The sequence below is a fragment of the Rossellomorea orangium genome (assembly GCF_019334305.1).
GTDB lineage: Bacteria > Bacillota > Bacilli > Bacillales > Bacillaceae_B > Rossellomorea.
Map to the genome: position 1 here is coordinate 58,444 of NZ_JAHWGH010000025.1, position 24,417 is coordinate 82,860.

Below are 24,417 nucleotides of genomic sequence, written 5' to 3' on the forward strand. Positions count from 1 at the left end.
AACAAACGTATTAGAGGAGGAGTCTCACAATGATTGATTTACGAAGTGATACAGTTACAAAGCCAACGGAAGAAATGAGAAGGGCAGCATACGAGGCTGAAGTCGGGGATGATGTATACGGTGAGGATCCTACCGTCCTAAAGCTAGAAAAGGAAGCCGCCAGGATACTGGGTAAGGAGGAGGCTTTATTTGTCACAAGTGGTACACAAGGGAACCAAATTGCCGTTTTAACCCATACACGGCCGGGAAATGAAATTCTATTAGAAACAAATTCACATATTTTCTATTATGAATCAGGTGCGGTTGCAGCTTTAGCAGGTGTTCAAACCAGGACAATTGAAGGAATCAATGGAGAAATGGATCCTAAAGAAATTGAAACTGCTATTCGAACGGAAGATCAACATTTTCCGGAAACAGGTTTAATATGCCTGGAGAATTCACATAATCGTGCAGGAGGGGCCATTGTTTCACCTGAAAATATGAAAGCCATTCATGCCATTGCGAGGAAACACTCCATTCCTGTACATGTTGATGGTGCACGACTCTTTAACGCAGTGGCTTCAAGTGGCAGAGATGTCAGGGAATTCACGGATCATTGTGATACCATTCAAATTTGCTTATCTAAAGGATTGGGCGCCCCTATAGGTTCAATCATTGCCGGTGACCATGACTTTATTAGGCAGGCTCGAAAATGGAGGAAACGACTGGGAGGGGGATTAAGACAAACAGGAATAATTGCTGCTCCAGGTTTGGTTGCACTGACCAAAATGAGAGAACGATTAGTGGAAGACCATGATAAGGCGAAGCTCTTGCAGGAAACCCTTCAATCATGTAATGGAATTGAAGTCATCAATGAAGTTGATACAAATATCGTAGTGGTGGATGTATCCGGAAGAGGAATGACATCGGAGCAATTTGTAGAAGGGTTAAAGAAGAAGGGAATATTGGCTGTTACCTTTGGACCGACTCTTGTCCGATTCACTACTCATTTTGATGTATCGATGGACGATATGGAAAAGGTTTCTCTTATACTCAGGGAAAAATGATTAATACATATCGTGGGAGATACACTTGATTAAAGGAGGAGAGGGCATGAAGAGCCCTTCCACCATAATTATTCTTTGTGATCCAGTTGTTTTCCATGATGTGGATGTGGATGCCATCTCATCATGTAGCCATTTTCTTTCAGCTTTTGATGTTTGCTTTCCATCATCTTAAGTACTTTGTCTCCTTGTTCTTTTGAGAAGACGCCGTATTCAACATATTTATTCACGAGTTCTTTCTTTGTCGAGTACATTTGTTCATGTAATTTACCAAGCTCAGCTTTTTGTTCTTCCGTTAGATTCACCTTTTGATCCGGTGCTTGTCCTTCACCTTCTGCAGAAGCAAAAGATCCGAAACTAAGGCTAAGTATGAAGACAGCTAAGATGGATACAACCAATTTTTTCATTTATATTCCCTCCTTTCTAAAGTTTCTCTTATATTCTTTGCGAAATATTAGCAGAATATGTAAGAGTGGACGAGTCATAAAAAGAATTGGTAGTATAAATAGTAATAGAAATAGAATGAGGGGGTTGAATGATGTTAAACAAATTTTTATCGAGTATCGGGATCGGACATGTGAAAGTAGATACAATCGTGCATACTACTGAGATTTCCCCGGGGGATCATATTAAGGGGGACGTCGTTCTCAAGGGGGGGATGGCCGATCAGCCGATAAATAAAGTTCAATTATTATTGCTTTATAAATATGAAGAAGACAAAAAGGATAGTGATTTTTGCTATCATGAAAAAGACTTAAAGACCATTACCATAGACAATATCGGGACGATCAAAGCCGGGGAAGAAAAGCGGATCCCATTTGAGTTCCCTACTGAATCCGATCACCCTAAAACCACTGATACAGACCAAACAATACTGAGGACGACGGTAGATATCCCTCAGGCGGTAGATCCTACAGATGAAGACAGCATCTTCATCCGCTGAATACAAGAAGGACCGATTCATTTAATGGATCGGTCCTTCTTGTATTCAGGAAGAAGACCAAGAAAGAAAAGTACAATGTTCTCATTGAAATCCATAAATACCCAATGTAAAATGTAGTAAGCGTATACATTCTAAAAATTCAGATATTAAGATGTATACTAATATGAGATAGAGGAGGAATATGATGGGTGGAATATGGTTAGCGGTCATTGGGGGTATTGTATTTTTAGTAGGATATAAATATTATTCTACACTTATTGCGGAAAGAGTGTACAGGCTCGATCCGAGTTATGTAACACCCGCTCACCAGTATAAAGACGGTGTGGACTTTGTTCCAACGAATAAATTTGTCCTTTGGGGGCACCATTTTACTTCAGTTGCCGGGGCTGCCCCAATCGTCGGGCCGGCAATTGCCGTGTATTGGGGATGGCTTCCCGCTTTTCTTTGGGTGATTTTCGGGACCGTGTTCGCAGCGGGTGTCCATGATTTTGGAACTTTGGTACTCTCCGTGAGAAATAAGGGACAATCAGTAGGTTCTTTAGCGAATAAGTTGATAGGGAAGAGGGCAAAAGTACTTTTTCTATTTATCATTTTAATTCTTGTATTAATGGTCAATGCGGTGTTTGCATGGGTCATAGCGAACTTATTCATCACGTTCCCGGCAAGCGTCTTATCTGTCTTTATCCAGATTCCGCTGGCTGTATGGATTGGATATTCCGTATACAAGCGGAATGGTAGCATGCTATTGCCTTCGATAGTAGCCCTTGGTGTCATGTATGCATCAGCAGTTATCGCAAGCAGGGTTGATTTTTTACAAATTGATTTGGTCCGTTATTTCGGAGGGCAGGATGCCACTTCATTATTTGGTTTAAGCTCAACAAGTATGGCATTCTTTGTATGGATCGTTATTCTGATGATCTACGTGTACATAGCTTCCATTCTTCCTGTATGGAAACTGTTACAGCCAAGGGATTATATCAATTCACATCAGCTCATAGTAGGTCTGGGATTACTATACCTCGGGCTATTGTTTACAAATCCTGAGATTACGGCTCCAATGACAAATGGATCTGCGGATGTATCCTGGTTCCCATTACTATTTATTACAATTGCATGTGGAGCCATCTCCGGTTTTCACGGTCTCGTTTCTTCAGGTACATCTTCAAAGCAGTTGAATAAGGAAACAGATGCACGCTTTGTTGGTTACCTTGGTGCAGTCGGGGAAGGGGCGCTTGCGTTGATTGCAATCATCGCTTGTATTACCTTTTTCCCCAATGTTGAAGAATTTAAAGCAACATACAGTGGATTTGCCGCTGCCAGTGGTGCCGGATTAGGAGTGTTCATTAAAGGAGCCGGCCAACTCGCCACAGGTGTAGGCATCCCGGCAGATATTGCTGCAACGATTGTATCCGTCATCATCGTAAGTTTCGCTGCCACAACACTGGATTCATCTGTTCGACTCATGAGGTATATCATTGCAGAATTGGGAGAGGAATACAAGGTAAATCCTTTGACCAATGCTCATGTTGCCACAACCATTGCAGTCGTATCCAGTGCTGCATTGACCTTGTTGCCTCAAGGTCCTAAAGGATTTGGATCCGGTGGATACCTTCTTTGGCCGTTATTCGGTACATCGAACCAATTGCTTGCTGGAATCAGTTTACTGCTGATTACAATATGGCTCAAACGTCAGGGCAGGAATTACTTAGCTACATTGATTCCAATGTTGTTCCTCATGTTTATGACACTTTGGGCAATGATTCATCAGGTTGTGTTTGAATGGTCGGGAGCTGGTGAGTCTGAGGGGAATATGCTCTTGTTCATCTTCGGAAGCATTATCCTGATTTTCACTCTGTGGATACTTATCACCGCGGCATCTTCGCTTTCTAAAAAGGGAGATGGACCTTCACAATTCTCAGCTTAAGCATTACGTTAGGGGGATTCTATTCGGATCCCCCTATTCATTACATATTTAAAAAGGGAGGAATAGGAATGGTAGAAGTCATGATGATTCGTGCAGAACTTGAAGTCGGTATGGGGTGATGCGGTGGGGTTAGTGGTGACGGGTTCATCACAATGAAACATGATTTTTCTCATCATGATCACGAAAGAAGCCTCCTTGCAGGACTATATTGTGAAACAGCTGAAAAATATGGGGAAGCCGTACAGATCATATACTGTGATCCTAGAAATATGTTATCCATCGTCTACTACATGGGAAGACAGGTATGGAGAAAACAGATTCCTTTTTTCACTGCATGTTATTCTTTGCTATTCCATATCAAAAGGGAAGCCATTTTCATTAATGGGCATTATCTGAGCGACAAACGAATGTATCATGCAACAATCCAAGACTTTCTATAAGGAGGGAACACCGTTGGATTCAACTTTAAAAGCAAAGTTCAAAAGAGTAATAGAGCTTTATGATGACATGATACGCCTCCCTCACAAAACGGAAATTGCCAGGGAATTGAGGGACGAGGATGATTTATTCTTTTTGCTGCTTTATTCAGAAATGCTTGGAATACCCAACCCTGTATTCTATTACACATTGGAACTTTATCCATTTATCATAGAAAAGTTTCATGATTGGCACTTAAGGATGGGGATGGAACACTCTCCTCTGGATGGTATCAGATGTTGTTGAAAATAAGTGAAGGAAGGAGCATGGTATGAATGATCTATTACAGAAGTCCATTATATTTGTAGGAGGGAAAGGGGGTGTAGGGAAATCGACGACTGCATCTGCCTTAGCTGTCATGTACGCAAAAATGGGAAAAAAGACGTTAATTATTTCAACAGATCCGGCACATAATCTGGGAGATATTTTCCATCAGGAAATCAAGGGACATAAGACTCCATTACAGGAAAATTTATGGGGAATCGAGATTAATCCTGGCAACGAAACACGTCAATACATTAACGGAGTAAAAGGGAATCTGAAAGGGATGGTCAAGGCCAATATGGTAAATGAAGTGCACCGGCAAATTGACATGGCCGCTTCAGCACCCGGGGCAGAAGAAGCTGCGTTATTTGATCGTATAGTTTCCATCATTCTGGAAGACGGAAATGATTTTGACAAAATCATTTTTGACACTGCACCGACCGGTCATACGATTCGACTGCTTTCGCTCCCGGAACTTATGGGGGTATGGATGGATGGAATGCTCGAGAGAAGGAAAAAAACAAACAAGAATTACTCTCAGCTTTTGAATGATGGGGAGCCCGTCGATGATCCCATATATGAAGTCCTTCAAAAGCGACGGGAAAAGTTTTCAAAAGTAAGGGAGGTTTTACTTAATCAGCAAAAGACAGGCTTTATTTTTGTACTGATCCCTGAAAGACTGCCCATTCTTGAAACAGAAAAAGCGGTTGAATTGATGTCTAAGAACTCTCTTAATATTGAAGGACTGGTTATCAATAAAATTCTCCCCAATGGGGCAGACGGTGAGTTCTTGCGAAAAAGAAGGGATCAGGAAAAAGTTTACTTGAGACTGATGAAAGAGAAGTTTACAAAGCAATCTTTCTATCATATCCCCCTAATGGAAGAAGACATCTGCACCCTTCCCCTTTTGGAAAAATTCGCAGCAGCTCTTGAGAAAGAAATCGTTAATAGTGAAAAAGCTTGTCGACAATAGGATAGTACATAGCAAGAGTGACCATTGAAGATTTCTTCGATGGTCATTTTTATTTATTGAAGGGGAAATGTGGTTTTTTGTCGAAAGTGTATTGAAACAATAAAGCGAAGGAAGTGATTCTAATGAAAAGTGAGAAAAACATTATACCCGCCGTTCTTCCTTTAAAGAAAAGGGAAGAAACCCAAAATCGCTGGTTATTTCATCGCCTTAATACACTATTACCTACTTTAATGGAAAAACACGATGTCAACTTGTGGATTGTAGTAGGAAGGGAGTATAATGAAGATCCAGTCCTTAAGAGTCTGTATCCAGCGTCAATAGACAGCTCGAGGAGATTGACGATCCTTGTATTTTATTTAGACAGTGGAAAGCATCTCAGAAGATGGGTCCTCCACCCAAATCCTAATTTCGAACCATTTTATGAACGCGTCTGGAATCCAGAAGAGTGCGATCAATGGGAATGTCTAAAACGACTTGTGGATGAACATAACCCTGATAATATTGCGTTGAACTATTCATCGACTTTTGCTGTAGCAGACGGGTTGAGCCACTCCCATTTTCAACATTTAAGCATGTTATTAGATGATCATTCACATAAATTCACGTCTGCACAACATGTTATTGTAGATTGGCTATCGATTAGGACTGCCAAGGAATTAGTCGCTTACCCCTCTATAGCCGAGCTTGGGAGGACCATTGCCGAAGAAGCATTATCAAGAGCGGTGATACATCCAGGAATCACGACAACAGAAGACGTAGTCGATTGGATACGCCAACGTGTTTTAGATGAAGGAATGGAAACGTCTTTTTATCCTACGGTCGATTTGCAAAGAAAAGGATCGGACATGGACCGGCTAGAAGGTGAGATTATTCGATTTGGAGATATCGTTCATTTAGACTTTGGTATTCGTTACCTAGGTCTTACAACGGATACGCAGCAACTGGCATACGTGCTCTATCCTGGTGAGGTGGAAGCTCCAGAAGGACTTCAATCCGCCTTCGAAACTGCCTTAAGGTTTGAGGACATCATAACGGAGGAAATGAAAATTGGCAGAACAGGAAATGAAGTGTTTTACCGGGCAATGAAAAAGGCAAGAGAAGAAGAAATTGAGGCAATGCTCTATTCCCACCCAATAGGGAATCACTGTCATGAAGCGGGAGCATTAATAGGCTTATATGATGTACAAGGAGACATTCCCATCAGGGGTGACCTTCCTTTAACAGCCAATAGCTGCTATGCCATGGAATTCAATATTAAACAATACATTCCCGAATGGAATCAAATCATCCCGATCTATTTGGAAGAGCCTGTTGCTTTCATGCAGAATAGACTGGAATATATGTCTAAAAGGCAGACATCATTCTATCTAATTTAGATATAAAACGGAACTCCAAACGTAAAAGGCTGGTCACAGTTACTGTGTGAACAGGCCTTTTTTATGTATAAGGAATAAAATTTAAAATACCCCCTTGACTATATACCTTATAGGGTATATTATTGTGTATGTAGCAAGAAACAATAAGCCAACAGGAGGTGTCTTGATGGAATACAATGCACAAATTAAGAATCGAATTAAACGTGTTGAAGGGCAGCTCCGTGGAATTGTAAGAATGATGGAGCAGGGGGAAGATTGTAAAGACGTTATCACACAGCTTTCCGCAGCAAAAACAGCTCTTGACCGTTCCGTCGGCATAATTGTCAGTATGAATCTTGTTGAGTGCGTGAAAGATTCGCATGAAACAGGCGAAAACACAGAAGAACTAGTGAAAGAAGCAGTGAATTTATTAGTGAAGAGTCGATAAGAAAAAGAGTTGACAACTTTTTTTATATCAATTAATATACCCTTATAGGTATTTAAAAACAACATTATCAGGAGGAATTCGAATGAACGCAGATAAAGTATTAGATGCAAAGGGACTTGCTTGTCCAATGCCGATTGTGAAAACGAGAAAGGCAATCAAGGAGATTGAATCCGGTCAAATTTTAGAAGTACAAACAACAGATAAAGGTGCAAAGAGTGACTTGACCGCGTGGGCGAAATCCACTGGACACGAATTAATGGACTCAAATGAAGAAAATGATGTCTTTACATTTTGGATTAAAAAAGGTTAATTTTTTTTTGAGGGGATAAATACCCCATACAGTAAATAGGAGGAGATACAATGTCAGAAACAAAAACAACCAATATTATTCTCTTTAGCGGAGATTACGATAAAGCGATGGCGGCATATATCATTGCCAATGGGGCAGCCGCGTATGATCATGAAGTAACGATTTTCCATACATTCTGGGGATTGAATGCTTTAAGAAAAGAAGAAATGGTCCCAATGAAAAAAGGTTTCATGGAAAAAATGTTTGGGCGTATGATGCCACGAGGTGCAGATAAAATGGGATTATCCAACATGAACTTCATGGGAATGGGGCCAAAAATGATTAAAGGCGTCATGAAGAAGCACAATGCAATGCCTCTACCCGATTTAATTGACATGGCAAGGGAACAAGACGTCAAACTCGTTGCTTGTACCATGACAATGGATCTACTGGGTTTACACAAAGACGAGTTACTGGAAGAAATTGAATATGCTGGTGTAGCTGCTTATTTAGCAGATGCTGAAGACGGAAATGTGAACTTATTCATCTAATTTTTTTTGTAAATAAATATACCCTATGAGGTAATTGGAGGTCATTATATGAATAGTATTGAATCAAATTTCGTTTTAGATGCGAAAGGACTTGCTTGTCCAATGCCAATCGTGAAAACCAAAAAGGCAATGAAAGACATGGAAGCAGGACATGTGATTGAAATCCAGGCAACAGACAAGGGCTCAAAAGCAGACCTTCAAGCTTGGGCAAAAAGTTCAGGTCATGAATATTTAGGGACTATCGAAGAAGGAGAGGTCCTTAAACACTTTGTACGTAAATCAAGCGGTGAAGAGGCAGTTGAGCGTAAGCATGAAGCTGTGATCGATAATGAAGCATTAGCAAGTAAATTAAAGCAAGAAAATGTCATTGTTCTGGATGTCCGGGAAAAAGCAGAGTATGCATTCAAACATATTCCCGGTGCCATCTCAATGCCATTAGGGGACCTTGAAAACCGTGTAGAAGAATTGAACAAAGATAAAGACATTTATGTGGTGTGCCGGACTGGAAACAGAAGTGATATGGCTGCTCAAATGCTTTCAGATAAAGGCTTTGCAAATGTAATCAATGTGGTTCCAGGTATGAGCGAATGGACTGGAGACGTTGAATCTGATATTAAGTAATTCATATTTTAAGGAGGCTTATTAAAAATGGCTGTTAAACCGATGAATTCTAAAGAGGTAGCACAAAAGGTGATGAACAAAGAAGAATTATTCATTTTGGATGTTCGTAATGTGGATGCCTTTGAAGATTGGAAAATTGAAGGTGGGAAATTTGAGTATTTAAATATTCCGTATTTTGATCTTTTAGACGGAGTTGAAGAAATCATGGATCAACTTCCTGAAGATAAAGATATTCTTGTCGTCTGTGCCAAAGAAGGATCTTCCATTATGGTGGCCGAAATGCTGTCTGAAGAAGGCAAGGATGTCTCTTACCTTGAAGGAGGTATGAAGGCTTGGAGTGAGCATCTAGAGCCTGTTAAAGTGGGTGACTTGTCAAATGGCGGTGAACTTTATCAATTCGTACGCTTAGGTAAAGGCTGTTTATCGTACATGGTTGTATCAGGTAGTGAAGCTGCAATCGTGGATGCCACTCGTATGGCGGATGTATTCATTGAATTTGCGAAAGAAAAAAATGCAACGATTACAAACGTATTTGATACACATTTACATGCCGATCATATTTCAGGAGGTCGTACGATTGCAGAAGCAACGGGTGCAACTTACTGGTTACCTCCTAAAGATGCAGAAGAAGTGACGTTTGAGTTCGCTGCTCTGGAAGACGGAAATAAAATCGTAATCGGAAATTCAACCATTGAGATTTCCGCCCTGTACTCACCGGGACACACGATCGGATCTACATCTTTCGTAGTCGATAAGAAGTATTTATTATCAGGTGATATTCTATTTGTCGATAGTATCGGTCGTCCTGATCTCGCGGGGAAAGCAGAAGATTGGGTAGGAGACTTAAGAGAGAGTCTATACAAACGCTATAAAGATCTTTCCATGGAGCTTATCGTTTTACCTGCTCACTTTATGATTATCGATGAATTAAATGAAAATGGTTCTGTAGGTGAGAAGTTAGGAACACTATTTGCCAAAAATCACGGTTTAAACATTGAGAGTGAAGAAGAATTCAGAAAGCTTGTTTCTGAAAACCTGCCTCCTCAACCGAATGCGTATCAGGAAATACGTGAAACAAATATGGGGAAAGTCACTCCTGATGAAGAAAAGCAGCGTGAGATGGAAATCGGACCAAACCGTTGTGCTGTAAGATAAAAATCAGCTGGCTTAATAAATAGATTCCCAATGGGAACCTGCGGCTGCCGGTTCCCATTTTACTAGAAAAGGAGGGCTCACAATGGATTTGGCATTTATAATAACAATCTTTTTAATCGGTTTTGTCGGTTCCTATATTTCAGGAATGGTGGGCATCGGCGGAAGTATCATTAAATATCCCATGCTCCTGTATATCCCCCCGTTACTCGGAGTAGCCACATTTTCAGCTCATGAAGTATCAGGTATCAGTGCTGTCCAAGTGTTCTTTGCAACACTTGGTGGAGTTTGGGCTTACCGTAAAGGGGGCTACTTGAATAAAACACTCATTACGTATATGGGAGTAAGTATTCTGATCGGTAGCTTCGTTGGTGGTTTCGGCTCTAAATTTATGAGTGAAGCAGGGATTAACATCGTGTATGGAATTCTTGCCCTTATTGCAGCGATCATGATGTTCATTCCTAAAAAAGGAATAGATGATGTGAAATTGGAGGATGTTTCATTTAATAAATGGCTCGCTGCCATTCTTGCCCTCATCGTCGGGGTTGGTGCAGGAATTGTTGGTGCAGCAGGAGCATTCCTATTAGTCCCTATCATGCTTGTCGTGCTTAAAATACCGACAAGAATGACAATTGCTTCGTCTCTTGCCATTACGTTGATTTCGTCCATCGGATCCACAGTAGGAAAGATTTCCACTGGTCAGGTTGATTACTTGCCGGCCATGATCATGGTAGTGGCGAGTCTGATCGCCTCTCCACTTGGAGCCATGGCGGGAAAGAAAATGAATACAAAGATTCTCCAAATGATCTTAGCCCTCTTAATCTTAGGGACTGCCATTAAGATCTGGGTAGATATATTATAAATGGTTGCCTGGTTCTACTAATCAAGCATCTTTTCTGAAAAGAGAAGGGCGTGATGAACGAGCCTGGCTTTTTTTTGTTTCCCTGTAACTTTCCATGGTTCCGATTCGTCTATATAATTGAAAGAAATAAGACTCTAGATGGATGAATATATTCTATTGTACAAGTACAATGGATGCGTTCAATGATTAATCCATTATGAAAAAGGGAGAATGAAAATGAAAAAGCTTATTGCTATTGTCTTACTATGTTCACTTATGGTAAGCGGAATCCAGCCTGCATTTGCTGCAGATAATGATAAAGCAAGCATTAATGAAAAGTTTGGACTGCCAATCGTTGTATATGGGGAAACACTTACAAGCGAGCAGAAAAAACAAGTTCAAGAGCAATTTGGTATGGACGAGGGAACAGAAGTGGAAGAGTTTACGGCTACAGGAGAGGATCTTGTAAAATATATAGAAGGTGAGAACCGAAACGCCCGTATGTTTTCGTCTGCCATGATTACTCGAAAAGATAAAGGTGAAGGCTTGAAGGTCAATATTGTGACACCGGAGAACATTACGGAAGTAACCAATTCAATGTATTCAAACGCCCTGTTGACGGCGGGAGTCGAAAATGCAGTCGTGGATGTTGCTTCGCCAGTTAAAGTCAGCGGTCATTCCGCACTGGTCGGCATTTATAAAGCGTATGATGTAAGCGGAGAAAAGCTTGATACGGTTCGAATGGAAGTAGCTAATGAAGAGCTTTCAGTTGCAACGGACCTGGCGAAGGAAGCCGGGATTGACAAGGAAGAAGTTAGTAAATTATTAACTGAAATCAAAAAGGAAATCGCCGAGCAAGATCCTGCGACCAAAGAGGAAGTAGAGAAGATCGTTGAAGATAAGCTTAAGGCACTGAATATTGAATTAAGCCCGGAGGATCGTCAGTTATTGATTGATCTGTTTGAAAAAATGAGATCCCTTGATATTGACTTCGACAATGTCCAACAACAATTGGATGACTTGACGAAGGATATTCAGACGACCATTAAAGATATTGTGAACGATGAAGGGTTCGGTCAAAAAGTGTCTGATTTCTTTACCGGATTATTGGAGGCAATCGCCAACTTCTTTAAATCGATCAAAAATTTATTTGGATAAGCAGAAACAACTATAAAAAGACTGAGTCGACCGACTCAGTCTTTTTATAGTTCAAGTAGGGGGAAAGAAAGAATGACGGTCGTGCCACATCCTTCTTTACTCTCAACAATCAAGGATCCCTTATGCTTATGCATAATTTCTTTAGCGATGGATAAACCGAGTCCATACCCCCCTGTATCCCTTGTTCTCGACAGGTCAGACCTGAAGAAACGTTCCCCTATTTGAGATAAGGACTCTTCAGGTATTCCCATACCTTTATCTTGGATCTTCACAACAGCCATTCCCTCTTCTTCATAGGAATGAATCAATATTTGACTTTTTTGCGGTGAATATTTCAATGCATTATCAAGGATATTGAAGAATACCTGCATCACTCTATCAGGGTCACCATTAATGATGGAATCTTCATTCAAAGTATGTTTAATATCAATTTTCTTCATTACTGCATTAGGTTGAATCAGCATTAAGGAATCCATGATAAATTGGGAAAGTACCATCGGTTCAACATCAAGTGAAAAAGAAGCATCCTCCAATTTATTCAAATCCAACAGCTCAGTAATCAATTTCTGCATCCTTTTCGATTCTTTTTGGATGAGGTGTAAGCTTTCTTCAATTTCATCAGGATTTGTTTGAACGCGGTCAGTCAATGCTTTTGCATACCCGCCTATATACGTGAGGGGGGTACGCAGTTCATGGGCGACATTCGAAAGAAATTGGCGTTTCCGATCTTCTTGATGCTGCAGGGAGTCCACCATGCTGTTAAAAGTTAATGCCAGTTCTGCCATTTCATCATTGGTGGTGACGTTAAGCCGATCCGAGAAGTCGCCATTGGCTACTTTATTCGAGAACGACTGCATCTCCCTCACAGGTTTGAACAAAGAGCCCAAGGAAGACTGAATGATTAAGAAAAGTACGAAATAAAACATGACACCGGTCAATATTAAGATTGGGATCCCTTTACTGAATACTTCTGTCATTTCAGCAAGGGGTATATAAATGAACAAATATCCCTTTAACTTATCTTTATTCATAAGAGGAAAGATGGCTCCAATCACATTTCGATTGAATTCATCCACAAATCCTTCTTTCATAAGATGATTTCCTTTAGCCAATTCACTCCTGTCTGAAGCGCTGATAAGAGGTTTTCCGTCTATTTGAAAAGGAAAGCTTTCCCGTAAATCATCAAGATCTTCAACCACGGAAACTTCATAAGGGGAGATGACGTTGTACCAAAGAATCTTGTCTTTGACATTTCCGCTCACATCCCCATAATGATAGTGCGCTGCTGTTCTCTCTCCCTGATAAAGGAGAGATTCCTTCACAGTACCTATATAAAGGTCTTTATACAGAAAATGAATGAATAAGAAAGAAAACACAATCGTTAAAAATAAGCTGATTAATAATAGGAGTGAAACTTTTTTATTTAGTGTAAGCTTTAGGTTCTTCAAGACGCTCCCTCAAATTTATATCCAAGACCCCAGACGGTCTCAATCAAATGACCGTGGTTCTTTAGTTTGAGCCTTAACGTTTTAATATGAGTATCAACGGTACGATCACTGCCTTCATAGTCATTGCCCCATACTTGATCAAGGAGCTGATCTCTTGTGTACACTCTTCCATGATTGCGTGCCAAGAACAAGAAGAGCTCATATTCCTTTAAGGTCAGGCGGGGAGAATGCTCACCGACGGTTACGGTCCTTGATGCTGTATTGAAAGATACCGGGCCGAACCGCTCAATCATCGAACGGTGATTTGTTTGTATCCCGTATGATCTTCTCAGGATTGTTTCCATTCGTGCGACAAGTTCTTCAGCGTTGAACGGCTTTACCATATAATCATCGCTGCCAAGCTTAAGACCTTTAACCTTATCCAGATCGTCACCTTTAGCTGACAGGAAAATAAACGGGATTTGACTTGTCTCCCGCACTTCCTGAAGTAATTGGAATCCATCCATGAATGGCATCATAATATCCACAATCATAATATCGACATTTGTTTTATTCAGTTGGTCCAGTGCAACCAATCCGTTCTCAGCTTCTATACAGAAATAATGATCCCTGTTCAAATACAGCTTGATTAGCTGTCTCATTTCTTGTTCATCATCAACGATCAGTACGTTCCATTTTTTCATCATCAACACTCCAAACCTCTACACATAGGTAATTGCATCAAACATTATTATAGATAAAAATAGTGAATTATTTGTGAGATTTACGATTTTTCTCTTTCCCTATTTTATCATGAGGGAAATTGATTTTGAAATCAGGCTAATGTCTTCTACTTTTTATCTAACAGGGACACATGCCCTTCCCAATTTTGTTTTTTCTAATAGGCTAATAAAGAGGAGTGACGAACATGCATGAGAGGAGCACGATGAACAGAAAGAATTTACTGAACCTATTTAACTCAGGCACAGGTTTTCCTAATCTAGGAGATGGAGGTCAATTTCCAGGTGGAAACAGTGGATATCAAGGTTATGTCCAACAGACCGCATTTCAAGGGCAAGGGGCAGGATTCGGTTCAGGGCCGCCATTTAATCAAGGCCCTTACAGCGGGGCACCAGGTTATTTGCCACAAGGGTATCCTGGACCAGGTTATCCACCTTCAGGTTTTGGGCCTCCGCCACCATATGGACCGTCAGGCGGCTACGGATATGGCATAAACCCCCTCGGTGCAGGATTGATTGGTCTGGGATTAGGATTTCTCGGAGGACAGATAGTGAATACTCCATTTAAAGGTCCACATAAACGTTACTATTATTATTTATAAATATTACTAACCGACTCCCCAGCAGAGTCGGTTTTTCTTTTGGAGAGGTAGAGTGGAAATCATTTTGACATTATACCCATTGGGGTATATAATGAGAATAGAAAAATAAAGGTGTGACAATCACACTAATAAATAATAGGATGAGGTGCATGAAATGGAATTTATCGGATTGATGGTTTTGGCTGCATTCGTTTTTATATATGTAATGGTCAAGAAACCAGGGAAACATATCAAGCAAATTTCAACAAATGAATTAAAACCATTGTTAAAGGATAAAAGCAAACAGTTTATCGATGTGCGAACGCAAGGAGAGTACAAGCAAAATCATATTAAGCAATTCAAGAATATGCCTTTGCAATCCCTGAAGAACAACGCGGACACATTATCAAAAGATAAAGATGTCATCGTCATCTGTCAAAGTGGAATGAGAAGTGCCAATGCATGTAAATTACTGCATCAGAAAGGTTTCACTTCTGTCATAAATGTAAATGGTGGAATGAATTCCTGGTCGAAATAATCCTTTTAAACATACCGAAAGAGGGGGATCTCTATGAAAATCATTAGTGCAAATGAAGTGAATCAGCGTTTATCTGCAGGTGAAAAATTAAATATTATCGATGTTCGTGAGGCATCCGAAGTACAAAATGGGAAGATACCCACAAGTGTCAATATCCCATTGGGTTTACTTGAATTTCGTATGAATGAATTAGAAAAAAAGGAAGACTACATTATTGTGTGTCAATCTGGAGGGAGAAGCAGTCAAGCTGTGAAATTTCTCGAGTATCAAGGATACAACGTAACAAATATGAATGGCGGTATGCTGGCTTGGGAAGGAAAAGTTTAATAACTACTCCAAACCTTGTTTCGATTCACAATTCTTAATACCCCTGCAGGTTTAAAACGGGGAATTTAGGATAATGTATAAATGAAGAGATAACAATAACATGAGGGAGGAATGTATGTTATGACAACAGTAAACATATTGACAGCTAAGGAACTTACCAAAAAAATCATGGACGGGGAAAGGATGTTCATTCTCGATGTCCGCCCTAAAGAAGCATTTGATGATTGGAAAGTAGAAGGGAAGAACGTTAAAATCATTAACAAACCCTTTTCCGAATTGAAGGACAATCTAGAATCAGTTCAAGCTACATTGCCGAAAAATGAAGAGATATATGTTATATGTGCTAAAGGGAATTCTTCTACAAGAACGGCGGAAATGCTTGTTGAGGCAGGCATGGACAATATTTATTCGGTAGAAGGGGGCATGCAGGCCTGGAGTGAATATCTGGAACCCGTTAAGATTGGGGAACTCGCAGGTGGGGAGATTTATCAATTTGTGCGTATCGGGAAAGGATGCTTATCTTACGCCGTCGTCTCTAAAGGTGAGGTTGCTTTCATTGATCCAAGCCGTCTGCTCGAACCTTACAAAGCATTCATTCAAGATAATAAATTATCCGTAAAAGCTGTACTGGATTCTCATCTTCACGCGGATCATATTTCTGGTGGACGATCACTAAGTAATGAATGGAATTCACCGTACTATTTACCTCCGAAAGACGCAGAAGAAGTTCAATTCGCTTATAGTGAATTGACTGATGAAACGGTCATCAGGGTAGGAGATACGACGATTGAAGCTGTCTATTCGCCTGGTCATACGATTGGAAGTACTTCTTTCATAGTTGATCAGCACTATCTATTAACTGGGGACATTTTGTTTATCGATTCCATCGGACGACCGGATTTAGCCGGAAAAGCTGAAGATTGGGTTGGGGATTTGAGACAAACATTGTATTCCAGATATAAACGTCTTCAGGATGATTTAATCGTTCTGCCTGCACACTTTATGACTATCGACGAGATGAATGAAGATGGTTCAATATCACATCTATTAAGCGATTTGTATAAAGAAAATCATGGCTTGAATATTGACGATGAAAAGGAATTCAGAAAAACGGTTACAGAAAATCTTCCTCCACAACCCAATAGCTATGAGAAAATTCGTGAAACAAATATGGGTAAGATCAACCCTGAAGATAAAGAAAAACGTGAAATGGAAACTGGTCCTAATCGATGCGCCGTACGCTGAAGAGTGGTTCTGCAGTAGCAAAAAGAATGCAAGATAATAAAAGGCAACCGTCCCATTATCTATTTGGGTGGTTGTCTGCTGGAGATCTACCAAGGAAGTGATTCAGTATGAAGGAAACCAATGAATCAAAATATATTCAGCAGCATTTGGCGAATGAACGAACGTTTTTGGCTTGGATCCGAACCGCTATTGCCATCATAGGTATTGGTTTCTTGACAACAAGTTTACATTTTAATTCTCTTCAAGGGGATCCCCTTCAAGATCGGATTGCAGCAGGAATAAGTGTTGTTTCCATTTTCATAGGGTTGGCAATCATTATAGGTTCGACGCTCAATTATTACCGAACGAGGAAACATATTAATACCCAAACATTTGTATCAGCTGATGTCTTCATTAAAATGATGGCTGTTGTAGCTACAATCGTGCTCTTATTTGTAACGGTGTATTTCTTCACTTTAAATTAGAAAAAAGCTGAAGGCGAGGTGAATTGATCCCTCGCCTTCAGCTTTTTTAGTCTTGTTTCTGTTCGTTGTAGTATTGTACGGATGTCATAGCCCCTTCACTCACCATGGAATTGTCTTCTATATTTGATGGATCCGGATTTCCGCCTTTATCAACGGGTAAATCTTCTTTTTTTCTTTTTTTAAATTTCGTTACAAGGCCCTCTTTCATATTATGAAGCTGATTACGTTTTTCTTTCGAAGACAGCATCCATCCTAATGAACCTGCAGTTACAGTGGCACCGACAAGCAGTGTTTTATTTACTTTCATTCTGTTCTCCTCCAATCAATAATTTTATTTGCTTATTATGTTCCTTGTTTTCCCGGCATGCATGAAATTAAACATGGGGATTCCATTTTCATATTACAGGAGTGGACATTATGCTCATTCTGGTTGAAAATAAACATAGTATGTAAACGAAGAGAGGATGGACAGGATGAAAGATTCGAAGAAACAAACTGTTGTCGGTTTTATTGGAACAGGCGTCATGGGAAAAAGTATGGCGGATCATATCCTAAAAGCAGGATACCCATTAATTGTTTATAATCGTACGAAAGAGAAGGCAATGGACTTGATACATAGCGGGGCGAAATGGGCTGAAACACCCCGGGAGGTGGCAGAAGCTTCAGATGTGGTCATTACAATCGTAGGGTACCCTTCAGATGTAGAGGGGTTATACCTTGGAGAAAATGGAATTTTACAATACATGAAACAGGGTTCAGTGGCCATCGACATGACAACGTCTTCTCCGAAATTGGCTGTGGAAATATGTGAAACAGGGATTGATAGAGGGATTTCCGTATTGGATGCTCCTGTATCAGGAGGGGATATCGGAGCCAGAGAGGCAAGGCTTTCCATTATGGTCGGCGGGACAGAGGAATCGTTCGAGTTGGTCATGCCACTTTTGAAACTCCTTGGTTCCAATGTAGTCTATCAAGGAAAAGCAGGTTCTGGTCAGCATACAAAGATGTGTAATCAGATTGCCATCGCATCGAATATGATGGGGGTTACAGAAGCCCTGCTTTACGCAAAGAAATCTGGATTGAACCCAGAAAGTGTCCTGACAAGTATCACATCCGGGGCAGCTGGCAGCTGGTCCTTAAGCAACCTGGTTCCACGAATGATTGATCAAGATTATGCTCCAGGATTTTATATAAAGCATTTTATCAAAGATCTTAAGATTGCTCTTGATTCAGCTAAGGATATGGAGATCAGGACTCCGGGTCTTCAGTTAGCCCTTTCATTATATGAGGAGTTGGCCATGAAAGGCGAGGAGAACAGCGGTACCCAGGCGCTAATTAAATTATTGGAAGACTAATGTAAAGAAACGTCCCTCAGGCAGGGACGTCTTTTTATATCTTTCCGATGAAGTCTGGATCTTTTTGTATTCCTGATTGGGTGGGGAGCCAGTTCTCAGGAACTCCTTTGCCAGTCTTTCGTGCATATTGGATCCCTTCCAATACCCTTAAGATTTCAAATGTACTTCTCCCGACTTCGTTCGGGTAAATCATTTTAGAAGATATGATTCCTTCAGGGTCGATGATGATGGTGGCACGAAACGTTGCACCTGCATGCTCATTCAGTACACGATAAGCTTTACTTATTTGATGGTTTCGGTCACTCACCAACTGAAATTGTACCTTCGATGCAGAAGGGGACACTTCCGTGAATACTTTGTGGGCGTAAACACTATCTGTACTGATTCCAAGCACTTCAGTCTGTAATGCTATTATTTTAGGGTAAATAGCAGCGACCGCTGCCAATTCAGTCGGTCAAACGAAAGTGAAATCACTGGAATAAAAAAATAATATGACCCATTTCCCCCTATATGTCTCCAAGTTAACGGTATTTATTTTCTTTTGTGTATTATCGTATGCTTCAGCAATGAAGAGGGGGGCAGGGTCATTTGTTTGAGCACAAAAAGTAAAGGTACCAGCTTCACTTCTCATTTGAGGATATCCTGAATAGAAAGGATTGTACATCCACTCACCCCTTTAGAGAAAGTACTATCAACATATGCATTGATGCGAATAAATATGATGGAGAGGGTAACCTTCTGTGTATCATACTTCATGCGAACATGGGAATAATAGGGGGGATTGTACATTTTTTCTGAAGGTAAGGTGAATGTGGTGAAGAGAAATATTAATAAACTTACTAAAGTGATTTACATGTTTGGTTCAGTTATGACGGTAGTTGTCTTCCTTGTCTCTTATGTTCAAACCAAAACGATCATTAAAGCGATTAAGAAGTATAGCCCTTATAATTAAGGTTATCGTTTGCAATATCTTCATGTAACTTAGACAATGAAAGTGAGGAGGGATTCTATTGAAATTAATAGGTAAGAAAATCATTCAATTAGTCAGTACCGATTTCGAAGACCTTGAGCTATGGTACCCGGTCATGCGTCTAAGGGAAGAGGGGGCGACAGTACATATTGTCGGCGAGAATGCCAATGAAGAATATATCGGAAAATATGGGGTGCCGATTGTTTCTGAGTTTGCCTTTAAAGATATCGATCCGAAAGATTATGACGCCATATTAGTCCCAGGAGGCTGGTCTCCCGATAAGCTTCGTCGTTATGAAGAAGTTATTGCAATGGTCCAATCGATGGACGAACGAAAGAAACCGATCGGACAAATCTGCCATGCGGGCTGGGTATTAATATCAGCCAAGATCCTACAAGGGGTCAAAGTCACCAGTACACCCGGGATAAAGGATGACATGGAAAATGCAGGAGCAACCTGGATAAATGAGCCTGTCGTAACAGATGGCCACATTGTGTCCAGTCGCAGACCACCTGACCTGCCTGACTATATGAGAGAGTTTATTGAGGTGCTGAAAAACAGTAAATGAAAAAAGGACTGGTCATGAAAGCGTTTAGTCGCCTTTCCGGACCAGTCCATCTCTTTGTCTATTTCTTTTTTTCTCTTTTATTACGATCATTCACCCGGGCAAAAAACGTCTGTTTTACAGATTGATGGGTAGTGATGGCGGCACCTGTAGCAATGAATCCGTTTGCAATCCCGTTAAAATCAAAGCCCAGTGTCCATCCGCTAGCTCCTACCCCCACCAATAATAATATCCAAATAATCAACCAATCCGGAATATGTGGGGTTCTCTTCAATGCATATCCAAGCACCCATAATACAGGAACGAGTACCGTGACTTGTGGATCGATGGAAATCCCGCTTAATAAGTTTTCAATCATGTCATTCACTCCCTATAATGAAAAATGACTTCTATAAAGCTTATTCATGTATTGGGTGAGTTCATGACAACCTGTATGGATATCTTTTATGAAGAGTAGTAAATACCAAGTGAAATTACCTTTAAAGTGACATACGAATTTTTCAGTGATATTATATTGATTGACCTATATTAAAAAGGAGATGTTATATATGGCGAAAAAAGGATACATACAATTTCAAACAGGTGAAAAAATCGAATTTGATCTTTTCCCAAATGAAGCTCCTGGAACAGTGGCTAACTTTGAGAAATTAGCAAACGAAGGTTTTTACAACGGATTAAGCTTTCACAGAGTGATCCCCGGTTTTGTAAGTCAAGGGGGATGTCCGAATGGAAATGGGATGGGCGGTCCTGGATACACGATTAAATGTGAAACAGAAGGAAATCCACATAAGCACGAAGAGGGTTCATTATCCATGGCCCATGCTGGTAAAGATACAGGAGGCAGCCAATTCTTCATCGTACATGAGCCACAGCCTCATCTTAACGGCGTTCACACCGTCTTTGGAAAAGTGACTTCCGGCATCGAAATCGCTAAATCAATGAAAAACGGCGACGTTATGGAGAAAGTGGAAGTATTTGATGCATAAGTAAAGAGGGACGGACCTTGGGTGACTTTCACATTCGGATAAAGAATGGTTGAAATAATTCAAGTGATGTTGTATTATACTAATACAGGCTGCGTTGTACGTAATCATAACGAAGTTTTAACCTTTAAACTGTAATAGGGAGTTTTACATCGAAGTTGGAATGTCATGCCTCCACGATTTGAGGACGACAGGAAACCTTCTGCAAACACCCACTTTGAGGAGTGGTGGTTTAAAACTTTCTTATATCAAATTACGGCAAATGTGGCTCCTTACATTAGTATCTCAAGTCAGTTCCCAATCGGGGGCTGGCTTTTTATTTTCTTCAAAAATAAAAAAAGACCGGGTTCCAAAATGGAATTCGGTCTTTACATATATGTAACCAAAGGCCCCTCCCGTCCGTACATGGTTAAGTGTCCCGCAACAAGCGAATGTCCGGGAGAGGCAAGATAAGTGTATCATGATTGACGTCAATGTGCAAAACGATTTAATTCAATACAGCCTGGGATGTCAGGTAATGGTCGATGTCATTGAAGTCATCCACTTCAATACAAGGAGTCCCGCTCTCCTCCAGGATTCTTTGAAGTGCTTTCATGGCAAAGGTCACATCTGCTACTTTAGCTGCGTGACTATCAGGTTCACTATCCCCGGCAAAATAAATCATCTTATATTGTTTCTTCAAATCGGTCATCACTTTGGACTTATCAATCCCATATCGCTGTGAAAAATGAGGATGTTCAGGGTCGATATTCATATGTACATTCTTCTCTTTATAATATCCTTCATTGGAATAGACTTTGACACCTTTAATACCGTATTGTTCTAGAATAAGTCGGATGTAGTAATCTGTTCCTGCACTTAGAATATAAAAGTCTCCTCCATGTGCTTGAACTTTACGGATAAACGCAGGAACGTGATCATCAATTTCAAGTGAATGAATGTCTTCAATAATTTGCGTTTCATCCTGATGGATGGATGAAAAGACTGTACGCAGAAAATCGATATCCTTCATGTCCCCGGCCTTCCACTGTTTAAAAAGGGCTTCTCCTTCAGGAAAATATTTCTTCATGACAAGATGATAGAAATCCATTTTAGAAATGGTTCCATCAAAGTCTGAAACAAATGCCCATTTCTTCATATATTCGCCTCCTTGTGATTTGTATAGATGATTGTAACATGTTTTAAGAAAAGGATGAAAACGAAATGTAACCCATAATATCATTATGTAAACCAAGTCGAAGCATGAAACATCACCCTGCAAAATTAAACAGGGTGACTGATCATCACTTTTTCATACTCTTCACAAATTCTTTAAGAACTTCGGGTGTTCGTTTAACTTCCTGGATAGTAGTGGTCACGCTCGACTTTTTATATTCGATGTCTTCTTGAATCTCTCCCTGGGTTTCTTGAAGCTGTGTTGCTTCTGCAGAGATTTTATCCATTCTCGCTTGAATATTGGCCACCGTATGATTCATGTCATTGACAATCGGGCGGGTTGTTTTGATGGTTCTCATTAATGCTGCTCCAAACAAAATCAGGGTAATGACAAATAGTGCAATACTCGCATATACAATCCACATTTGAAATTTCACCTCATTAATTAAATGCTTTTAATGTTATATTCCCTAATTCAGGCTAAAATAACGTATTTATTTGTTTTATCCTTCTGGTTTACTAATTCTAATAAAGCTAGTAATCTAAACTATATGCTTGATTTCTATAAAGGGAGAGGGAGAGACGAAGTGATAAAAGCCATCATGTTTGATTTAGATGACACATTATTATGGGACTCAAAAAGTATTGAAAAAGCATTCGAAGCAACTTGCCTTTATGCCGAAACCAAAGCGGGGACAGATCCGGTAATGTTAGAGAAAAGTGTAAGGGAAGCTGCCAGGGAACTGTATGCAACTTATGATACATATGCTTTTACACAAAATATCGGTATCAATCCCTTTGAAGGACTGTGGGGCGACTTCCTGGATGATCATGATGAACACTTCCTTAAAATGAGAGAAATCGTTCCTACATACCGAAAAATGGCATGGACTCTCGGTTTGGCATCTTTAGGTGTATCTGATGCAAAACTTGGTGAGGAATTATCCGAAAAGTTTCGAGATGAAAGGGGTCATAGACCATACGTTTATGAAGATACCTTCCATGTGTTGGATGAAGTGAAGGACCGGTATCAGCTATTGTTATTAACGAATGGATCTCCCCACCTGCAAAATACAAAGCTCGATAAAACCCCTGAACTACTGCCATACTTTGAAGAAATCATCATCTCCGGGAATGTTGGTAAAGGAAAACCGGATCCATCTATGTTTCAGCATGCTTTAGAAAGGCTGAAACTGCATAAGAATGAAGTTATCATGGTTGGGGATAACTTAAATACAGACATCCTGGGAGCTTCAAGACTCGGTATCAGGACGATCTGGATAAACCGTCGTCAACAAAAACCAGATAAGGTTATACCGGATTATGAAGTGAAAGAATTGCACGAAGTGATCGGAATTGTCAATAATATGAATTAAAAAACAAAGAGGCTTCGATTCTTCGAAGCCTCTTTATTCATAATCGTTATCCTCCTTACATACTATTCACGGAAGTAGGAGCATTCTCAATATAGCTCGTCCCATGTGCGAAAGGGGCGGCTTCATGATTACAGAAGGAGGAATTGCAATGGGAAAAGGAATACATCACGTGAACGTCCATGCATCAAAATCAAGCGTATGGGCGTTTATCCGTGATATGAATACCTGGGCTCCTCTTGTTCCTGGATATAGGGAGCATACCATCTTATCTGATCGTGAATCACATTGGAAATTTGTTGCTCACTACGGGGTGGTAACAAAGAAGATCCATGTTCAGGTTTTGATTACCGAGTGGATTGTACCTTCTGAAGTGAAATTCACGTTAACTGGGATCAACCAGAGGTTCACTGGTACAGGGTATTTCAAAGCGGATGAGATAACCCCCCTTGTTATAAGAATGACGGGATGTTTAATGATTGAATCCACCAGCCCCCTTGCGAAGCTGCTTCAAACGACATTTGATCATATGATCGTTGACCTAACAAGGGAATTAACTTCCGCAGTTGCAGTGGCCATTGAAAGAAAAGAGTCTTGAATTCAGGAGCCCTGCATCTTATTTAGGGCTTGTTTCCTTTTAAGACAGATCATCTGA

The 24,417-nt window shown here is 40.3% G+C and carries 32 protein-coding genes and 1 other RNA gene; 25 read left to right on the forward strand and 8 right to left on the reverse strand.

Going from position 1 to position 24,417, the window contains the following annotated elements; translation table 11 throughout:
• Positions 1–29: 29 nt before the first annotated feature.
• Positions 30–1,046 (forward strand): low-specificity L-threonine aldolase, encoded by a 1,017-nt coding sequence (ltaE, locus tag KYJ26_RS21405; RefSeq protein ID WP_219169859.1) that lies wholly within the window; start codon positions 30–32, stop codon positions 1,044–1,046.
• A 68-nt stretch (positions 1,047–1,114) separates the two neighbouring features.
• Here ltaE and KYJ26_RS21410 read toward each other — a convergent pair whose 3' ends face one another.
• Positions 1,115–1,450, reverse strand: a complete 336-nt coding sequence (locus tag KYJ26_RS21410) for a YckD family protein (RefSeq protein WP_219169860.1) — start codon at positions 1,448–1,450, stop codon at positions 1,115–1,117.
• 131 nt (positions 1,451–1,581) lie between these two features.
• On the opposite strand from KYJ26_RS21410, the gene KYJ26_RS21415 reads away from it, so the two are divergent.
• The 13 genes from KYJ26_RS21415 to KYJ26_RS21475 all read left to right on the forward strand — a co-directional run bounded on the left by KYJ26_RS21415 (position 1,582) and on the right by KYJ26_RS21475 (position 12,039).
• Positions 1,582–1,986: a sporulation protein gene (locus tag KYJ26_RS21415; protein WP_219169861.1), complete on the forward strand. Its 405-nt coding sequence runs from the start codon at positions 1,582–1,584 to the stop codon at positions 1,984–1,986.
• A gap of 184 nt (positions 1,987–2,170) precedes the next feature.
• Entirely contained in the window at positions 2,171–3,910 is a 1,740-nt protein-coding gene (locus tag KYJ26_RS21420; protein ID WP_219169863.1) for a carbon starvation CstA family protein, read from the forward strand.
• A gap of 152 nt (positions 3,911–4,062) precedes the next feature.
• On the forward strand, positions 4,063–4,350 hold the full coding sequence (locus KYJ26_RS21425; protein WP_219169865.1) for a hypothetical protein: 288 nt from the start codon (positions 4,063–4,065) through the stop codon (positions 4,348–4,350).
• A gap of 13 nt (positions 4,351–4,363) precedes the next feature.
• Positions 4,364–4,633, forward strand: coding sequence for a cory-CC-star protein (locus KYJ26_RS21430; RefSeq protein WP_307514186.1), 270 nt, complete (start codon positions 4,364–4,366; stop codon positions 4,631–4,633).
• 25 nt (positions 4,634–4,658) lie between these two features.
• Positions 4,659–5,624 (forward strand): ArsA family ATPase, encoded by a 966-nt coding sequence (locus KYJ26_RS21435; RefSeq protein WP_219169867.1) that lies wholly within the window; start codon positions 4,659–4,661, stop codon positions 5,622–5,624.
• A 122-nt stretch (positions 5,625–5,746) separates the two neighbouring features.
• Complete coding sequence (locus KYJ26_RS21440; protein ID WP_219169869.1) at positions 5,747–7,000, forward strand: M24 family metallopeptidase; 1,254 nt, start codon at positions 5,747–5,749, stop codon at positions 6,998–7,000.
• A gap of 166 nt (positions 7,001–7,166) precedes the next feature.
• Positions 7,167–7,427 (forward strand): metal-sensitive transcriptional regulator, encoded by a 261-nt coding sequence (locus KYJ26_RS21445; protein WP_219169871.1) that lies wholly within the window; start codon positions 7,167–7,169, stop codon positions 7,425–7,427.
• An 82-nt stretch (positions 7,428–7,509) separates the two neighbouring features.
• A complete protein-coding gene (locus tag KYJ26_RS21450; RefSeq protein ID WP_206854976.1) occupies positions 7,510–7,737 on the forward strand; it encodes a sulfurtransferase TusA family protein in 228 nt (75 codons plus the stop codon).
• A 50-nt stretch (positions 7,738–7,787) separates the two neighbouring features.
• Positions 7,788–8,267 (forward strand): DsrE/DsrF/DrsH-like family protein, encoded by a 480-nt coding sequence (locus tag KYJ26_RS21455; RefSeq protein ID WP_219169872.1) that lies wholly within the window; start codon positions 7,788–7,790, stop codon positions 8,265–8,267.
• Positions 8,268–8,315: 48 nt separating this feature from the next.
• Complete coding sequence (locus tag KYJ26_RS21460; RefSeq protein ID WP_219169873.1) at positions 8,316–8,888, forward strand: sulfurtransferase TusA family protein; 573 nt, start codon at positions 8,316–8,318, stop codon at positions 8,886–8,888.
• Between the two features lie 27 nt (positions 8,889–8,915).
• Positions 8,916–10,043 carry an MBL fold metallo-hydrolase gene (locus KYJ26_RS21465; protein WP_219169874.1) on the forward strand — a complete coding sequence of 376 codons (1,128 nt, stop codon included), beginning with the start codon at positions 8,916–8,918 and terminating at the stop codon, positions 10,041–10,043.
• Between the two features lie 82 nt (positions 10,044–10,125).
• The gene (locus KYJ26_RS21470; protein WP_219169876.1) at positions 10,126–10,902 is read left to right on the forward strand and encodes a sulfite exporter TauE/SafE family protein; all 777 of its coding nucleotides are present in this window, start codon (positions 10,126–10,128) and stop codon (positions 10,900–10,902) included.
• A 216-nt stretch (positions 10,903–11,118) separates the two neighbouring features.
• On the forward strand, positions 11,119–12,039 hold the full coding sequence (locus KYJ26_RS21475; protein WP_219169882.1) for a DUF1002 domain-containing protein: 921 nt from the start codon (positions 11,119–11,121) through the stop codon (positions 12,037–12,039).
• Positions 12,040–12,083: 44 nt separating this feature from the next.
• Here KYJ26_RS21475 and KYJ26_RS21480 read toward each other — a convergent pair whose 3' ends face one another.
• Positions 12,084–13,487 carry a sensor histidine kinase gene (locus tag KYJ26_RS21480; protein WP_219169884.1) on the reverse strand — a complete coding sequence of 468 codons (1,404 nt, stop codon included), beginning with the start codon at positions 13,485–13,487 and terminating at the stop codon, positions 12,084–12,086.
• Positions 13,484–14,170, reverse strand: coding sequence for a response regulator transcription factor (locus KYJ26_RS21485; RefSeq protein WP_219170285.1), 687 nt, complete (start codon positions 14,168–14,170; stop codon positions 13,484–13,486). The genes KYJ26_RS21480 and KYJ26_RS21485 overlap by 4 nt, the downstream gene beginning before the upstream one ends.
• Positions 14,171–14,394: 224 nt before the next feature.
• Between KYJ26_RS21485 and KYJ26_RS21490 the strand changes: the two genes are divergently transcribed.
• The 5 genes from KYJ26_RS21490 to KYJ26_RS21510 all read left to right on the forward strand — a co-directional run bounded on the left by KYJ26_RS21490 (position 14,395) and on the right by KYJ26_RS21510 (position 17,361).
• Entirely contained in the window at positions 14,395–14,808 is a 414-nt protein-coding gene (locus tag KYJ26_RS21490; RefSeq protein WP_219169886.1) for a hypothetical protein, read from the forward strand.
• A gap of 154 nt (positions 14,809–14,962) precedes the next feature.
• Positions 14,963–15,325, forward strand: coding sequence for a rhodanese-like domain-containing protein (locus KYJ26_RS21495; RefSeq protein ID WP_219169888.1), 363 nt, complete (start codon positions 14,963–14,965; stop codon positions 15,323–15,325).
• Between the two features lie 33 nt (positions 15,326–15,358).
• Positions 15,359–15,652 carry a rhodanese-like domain-containing protein gene (locus KYJ26_RS21500; protein ID WP_219169890.1) on the forward strand — a complete coding sequence of 98 codons (294 nt, stop codon included), beginning with the start codon at positions 15,359–15,361 and terminating at the stop codon, positions 15,650–15,652.
• Between the two features lie 111 nt (positions 15,653–15,763).
• On the forward strand, positions 15,764–16,897 hold the full coding sequence (locus tag KYJ26_RS21505) for an MBL fold metallo-hydrolase (RefSeq protein WP_374939786.1): 1,134 nt from the start codon (positions 15,764–15,766) through the stop codon (positions 16,895–16,897).
• 107 nt (positions 16,898–17,004) lie between these two features.
• Positions 17,005–17,361, forward strand: coding sequence for a YidH family protein (locus KYJ26_RS21510; protein WP_219169894.1), 357 nt, complete (start codon positions 17,005–17,007; stop codon positions 17,359–17,361).
• Between the two features lie 46 nt (positions 17,362–17,407).
• On the opposite strand, the gene KYJ26_RS21515 is transcribed toward KYJ26_RS21510, so the two are convergent.
• Positions 17,408–17,668 (reverse strand): hypothetical protein, encoded by a 261-nt coding sequence (locus KYJ26_RS21515; protein WP_201715054.1) that lies wholly within the window; start codon positions 17,666–17,668, stop codon positions 17,408–17,410.
• Between the two features lie 166 nt (positions 17,669–17,834).
• Here KYJ26_RS21515 and KYJ26_RS21520 point away from each other — a divergent pair, with 166 nt between their 5' ends.
• Entirely contained in the window at positions 17,835–18,716 is an 882-nt protein-coding gene (locus KYJ26_RS21520) for an NAD(P)-dependent oxidoreductase (RefSeq protein ID WP_219169896.1), read from the forward strand.
• Positions 18,717–18,750: 34 nt separating this feature from the next.
• On the opposite strand, the gene KYJ26_RS21525 is transcribed toward KYJ26_RS21520, so the two are convergent.
• Positions 18,751–19,347: a peroxiredoxin gene (locus KYJ26_RS21525; protein ID WP_257475197.1), complete on the reverse strand. Its 597-nt coding sequence runs from the start codon at positions 19,345–19,347 to the stop codon at positions 18,751–18,753.
• A gap of 379 nt (positions 19,348–19,726) precedes the next feature.
• Here KYJ26_RS21525 and KYJ26_RS21535 point away from each other — a divergent pair, with 379 nt between their 5' ends.
• A complete protein-coding gene (locus KYJ26_RS21535; protein WP_219169903.1) occupies positions 19,727–20,254 on the forward strand; it encodes a type 1 glutamine amidotransferase domain-containing protein in 528 nt (175 codons plus the stop codon).
• Between the two features lie 58 nt (positions 20,255–20,312).
• Here the strand turns inward: KYJ26_RS21535 and KYJ26_RS21540 are convergent, their stop codons facing one another.
• A complete protein-coding gene (locus KYJ26_RS21540; protein WP_219169905.1) occupies positions 20,313–20,609 on the reverse strand; it encodes a phage holin family protein in 297 nt (98 codons plus the stop codon).
• Positions 20,610–20,799: 190 nt separating this feature from the next.
• Here KYJ26_RS21540 and KYJ26_RS21545 point away from each other — a divergent pair, with 190 nt between their 5' ends.
• On the forward strand, positions 20,800–21,237 hold the full coding sequence (locus KYJ26_RS21545) for a peptidylprolyl isomerase (protein ID WP_206855066.1): 438 nt from the start codon (positions 20,800–20,802) through the stop codon (positions 21,235–21,237).
• Between the two features lie 83 nt (positions 21,238–21,320).
• Positions 21,321–21,509: non-coding RNA, 6S RNA (gene ssrS / locus KYJ26_RS21550), on the forward strand.
• Positions 21,510–21,721: 212 nt separating this feature from the next.
• Here ssrS and KYJ26_RS21555 read toward each other — a convergent pair.
• Together KYJ26_RS21555 and KYJ26_RS21560 are read right to left on the reverse strand one after the other, a co-directional pair.
• Positions 21,722–22,372, reverse strand: coding sequence for an MtnX-like HAD-IB family phosphatase (locus KYJ26_RS21555; protein WP_219169907.1), 651 nt, complete (start codon positions 22,370–22,372; stop codon positions 21,722–21,724).
• A 145-nt stretch (positions 22,373–22,517) separates the two neighbouring features.
• Complete coding sequence (locus KYJ26_RS21560; protein ID WP_219169910.1) at positions 22,518–22,814, reverse strand: DUF948 domain-containing protein; 297 nt, start codon at positions 22,812–22,814, stop codon at positions 22,518–22,520.
• 162 nt (positions 22,815–22,976) lie between these two features.
• Here KYJ26_RS21560 and KYJ26_RS21565 point away from each other — a divergent pair, with 162 nt between their 5' ends.
• Positions 22,977–23,765, forward strand: coding sequence for an HAD family hydrolase (locus tag KYJ26_RS21565; protein WP_219169912.1), 789 nt, complete (start codon positions 22,977–22,979; stop codon positions 23,763–23,765).
• 148 nt (positions 23,766–23,913) lie between these two features.
• Positions 23,914–24,360, forward strand: a complete 447-nt coding sequence (locus KYJ26_RS21570) for a CoxG family protein (RefSeq protein ID WP_219169915.1) — start codon at positions 23,914–23,916, stop codon at positions 24,358–24,360.
• Positions 24,361–24,417 lie beyond the last annotated feature (57 nt).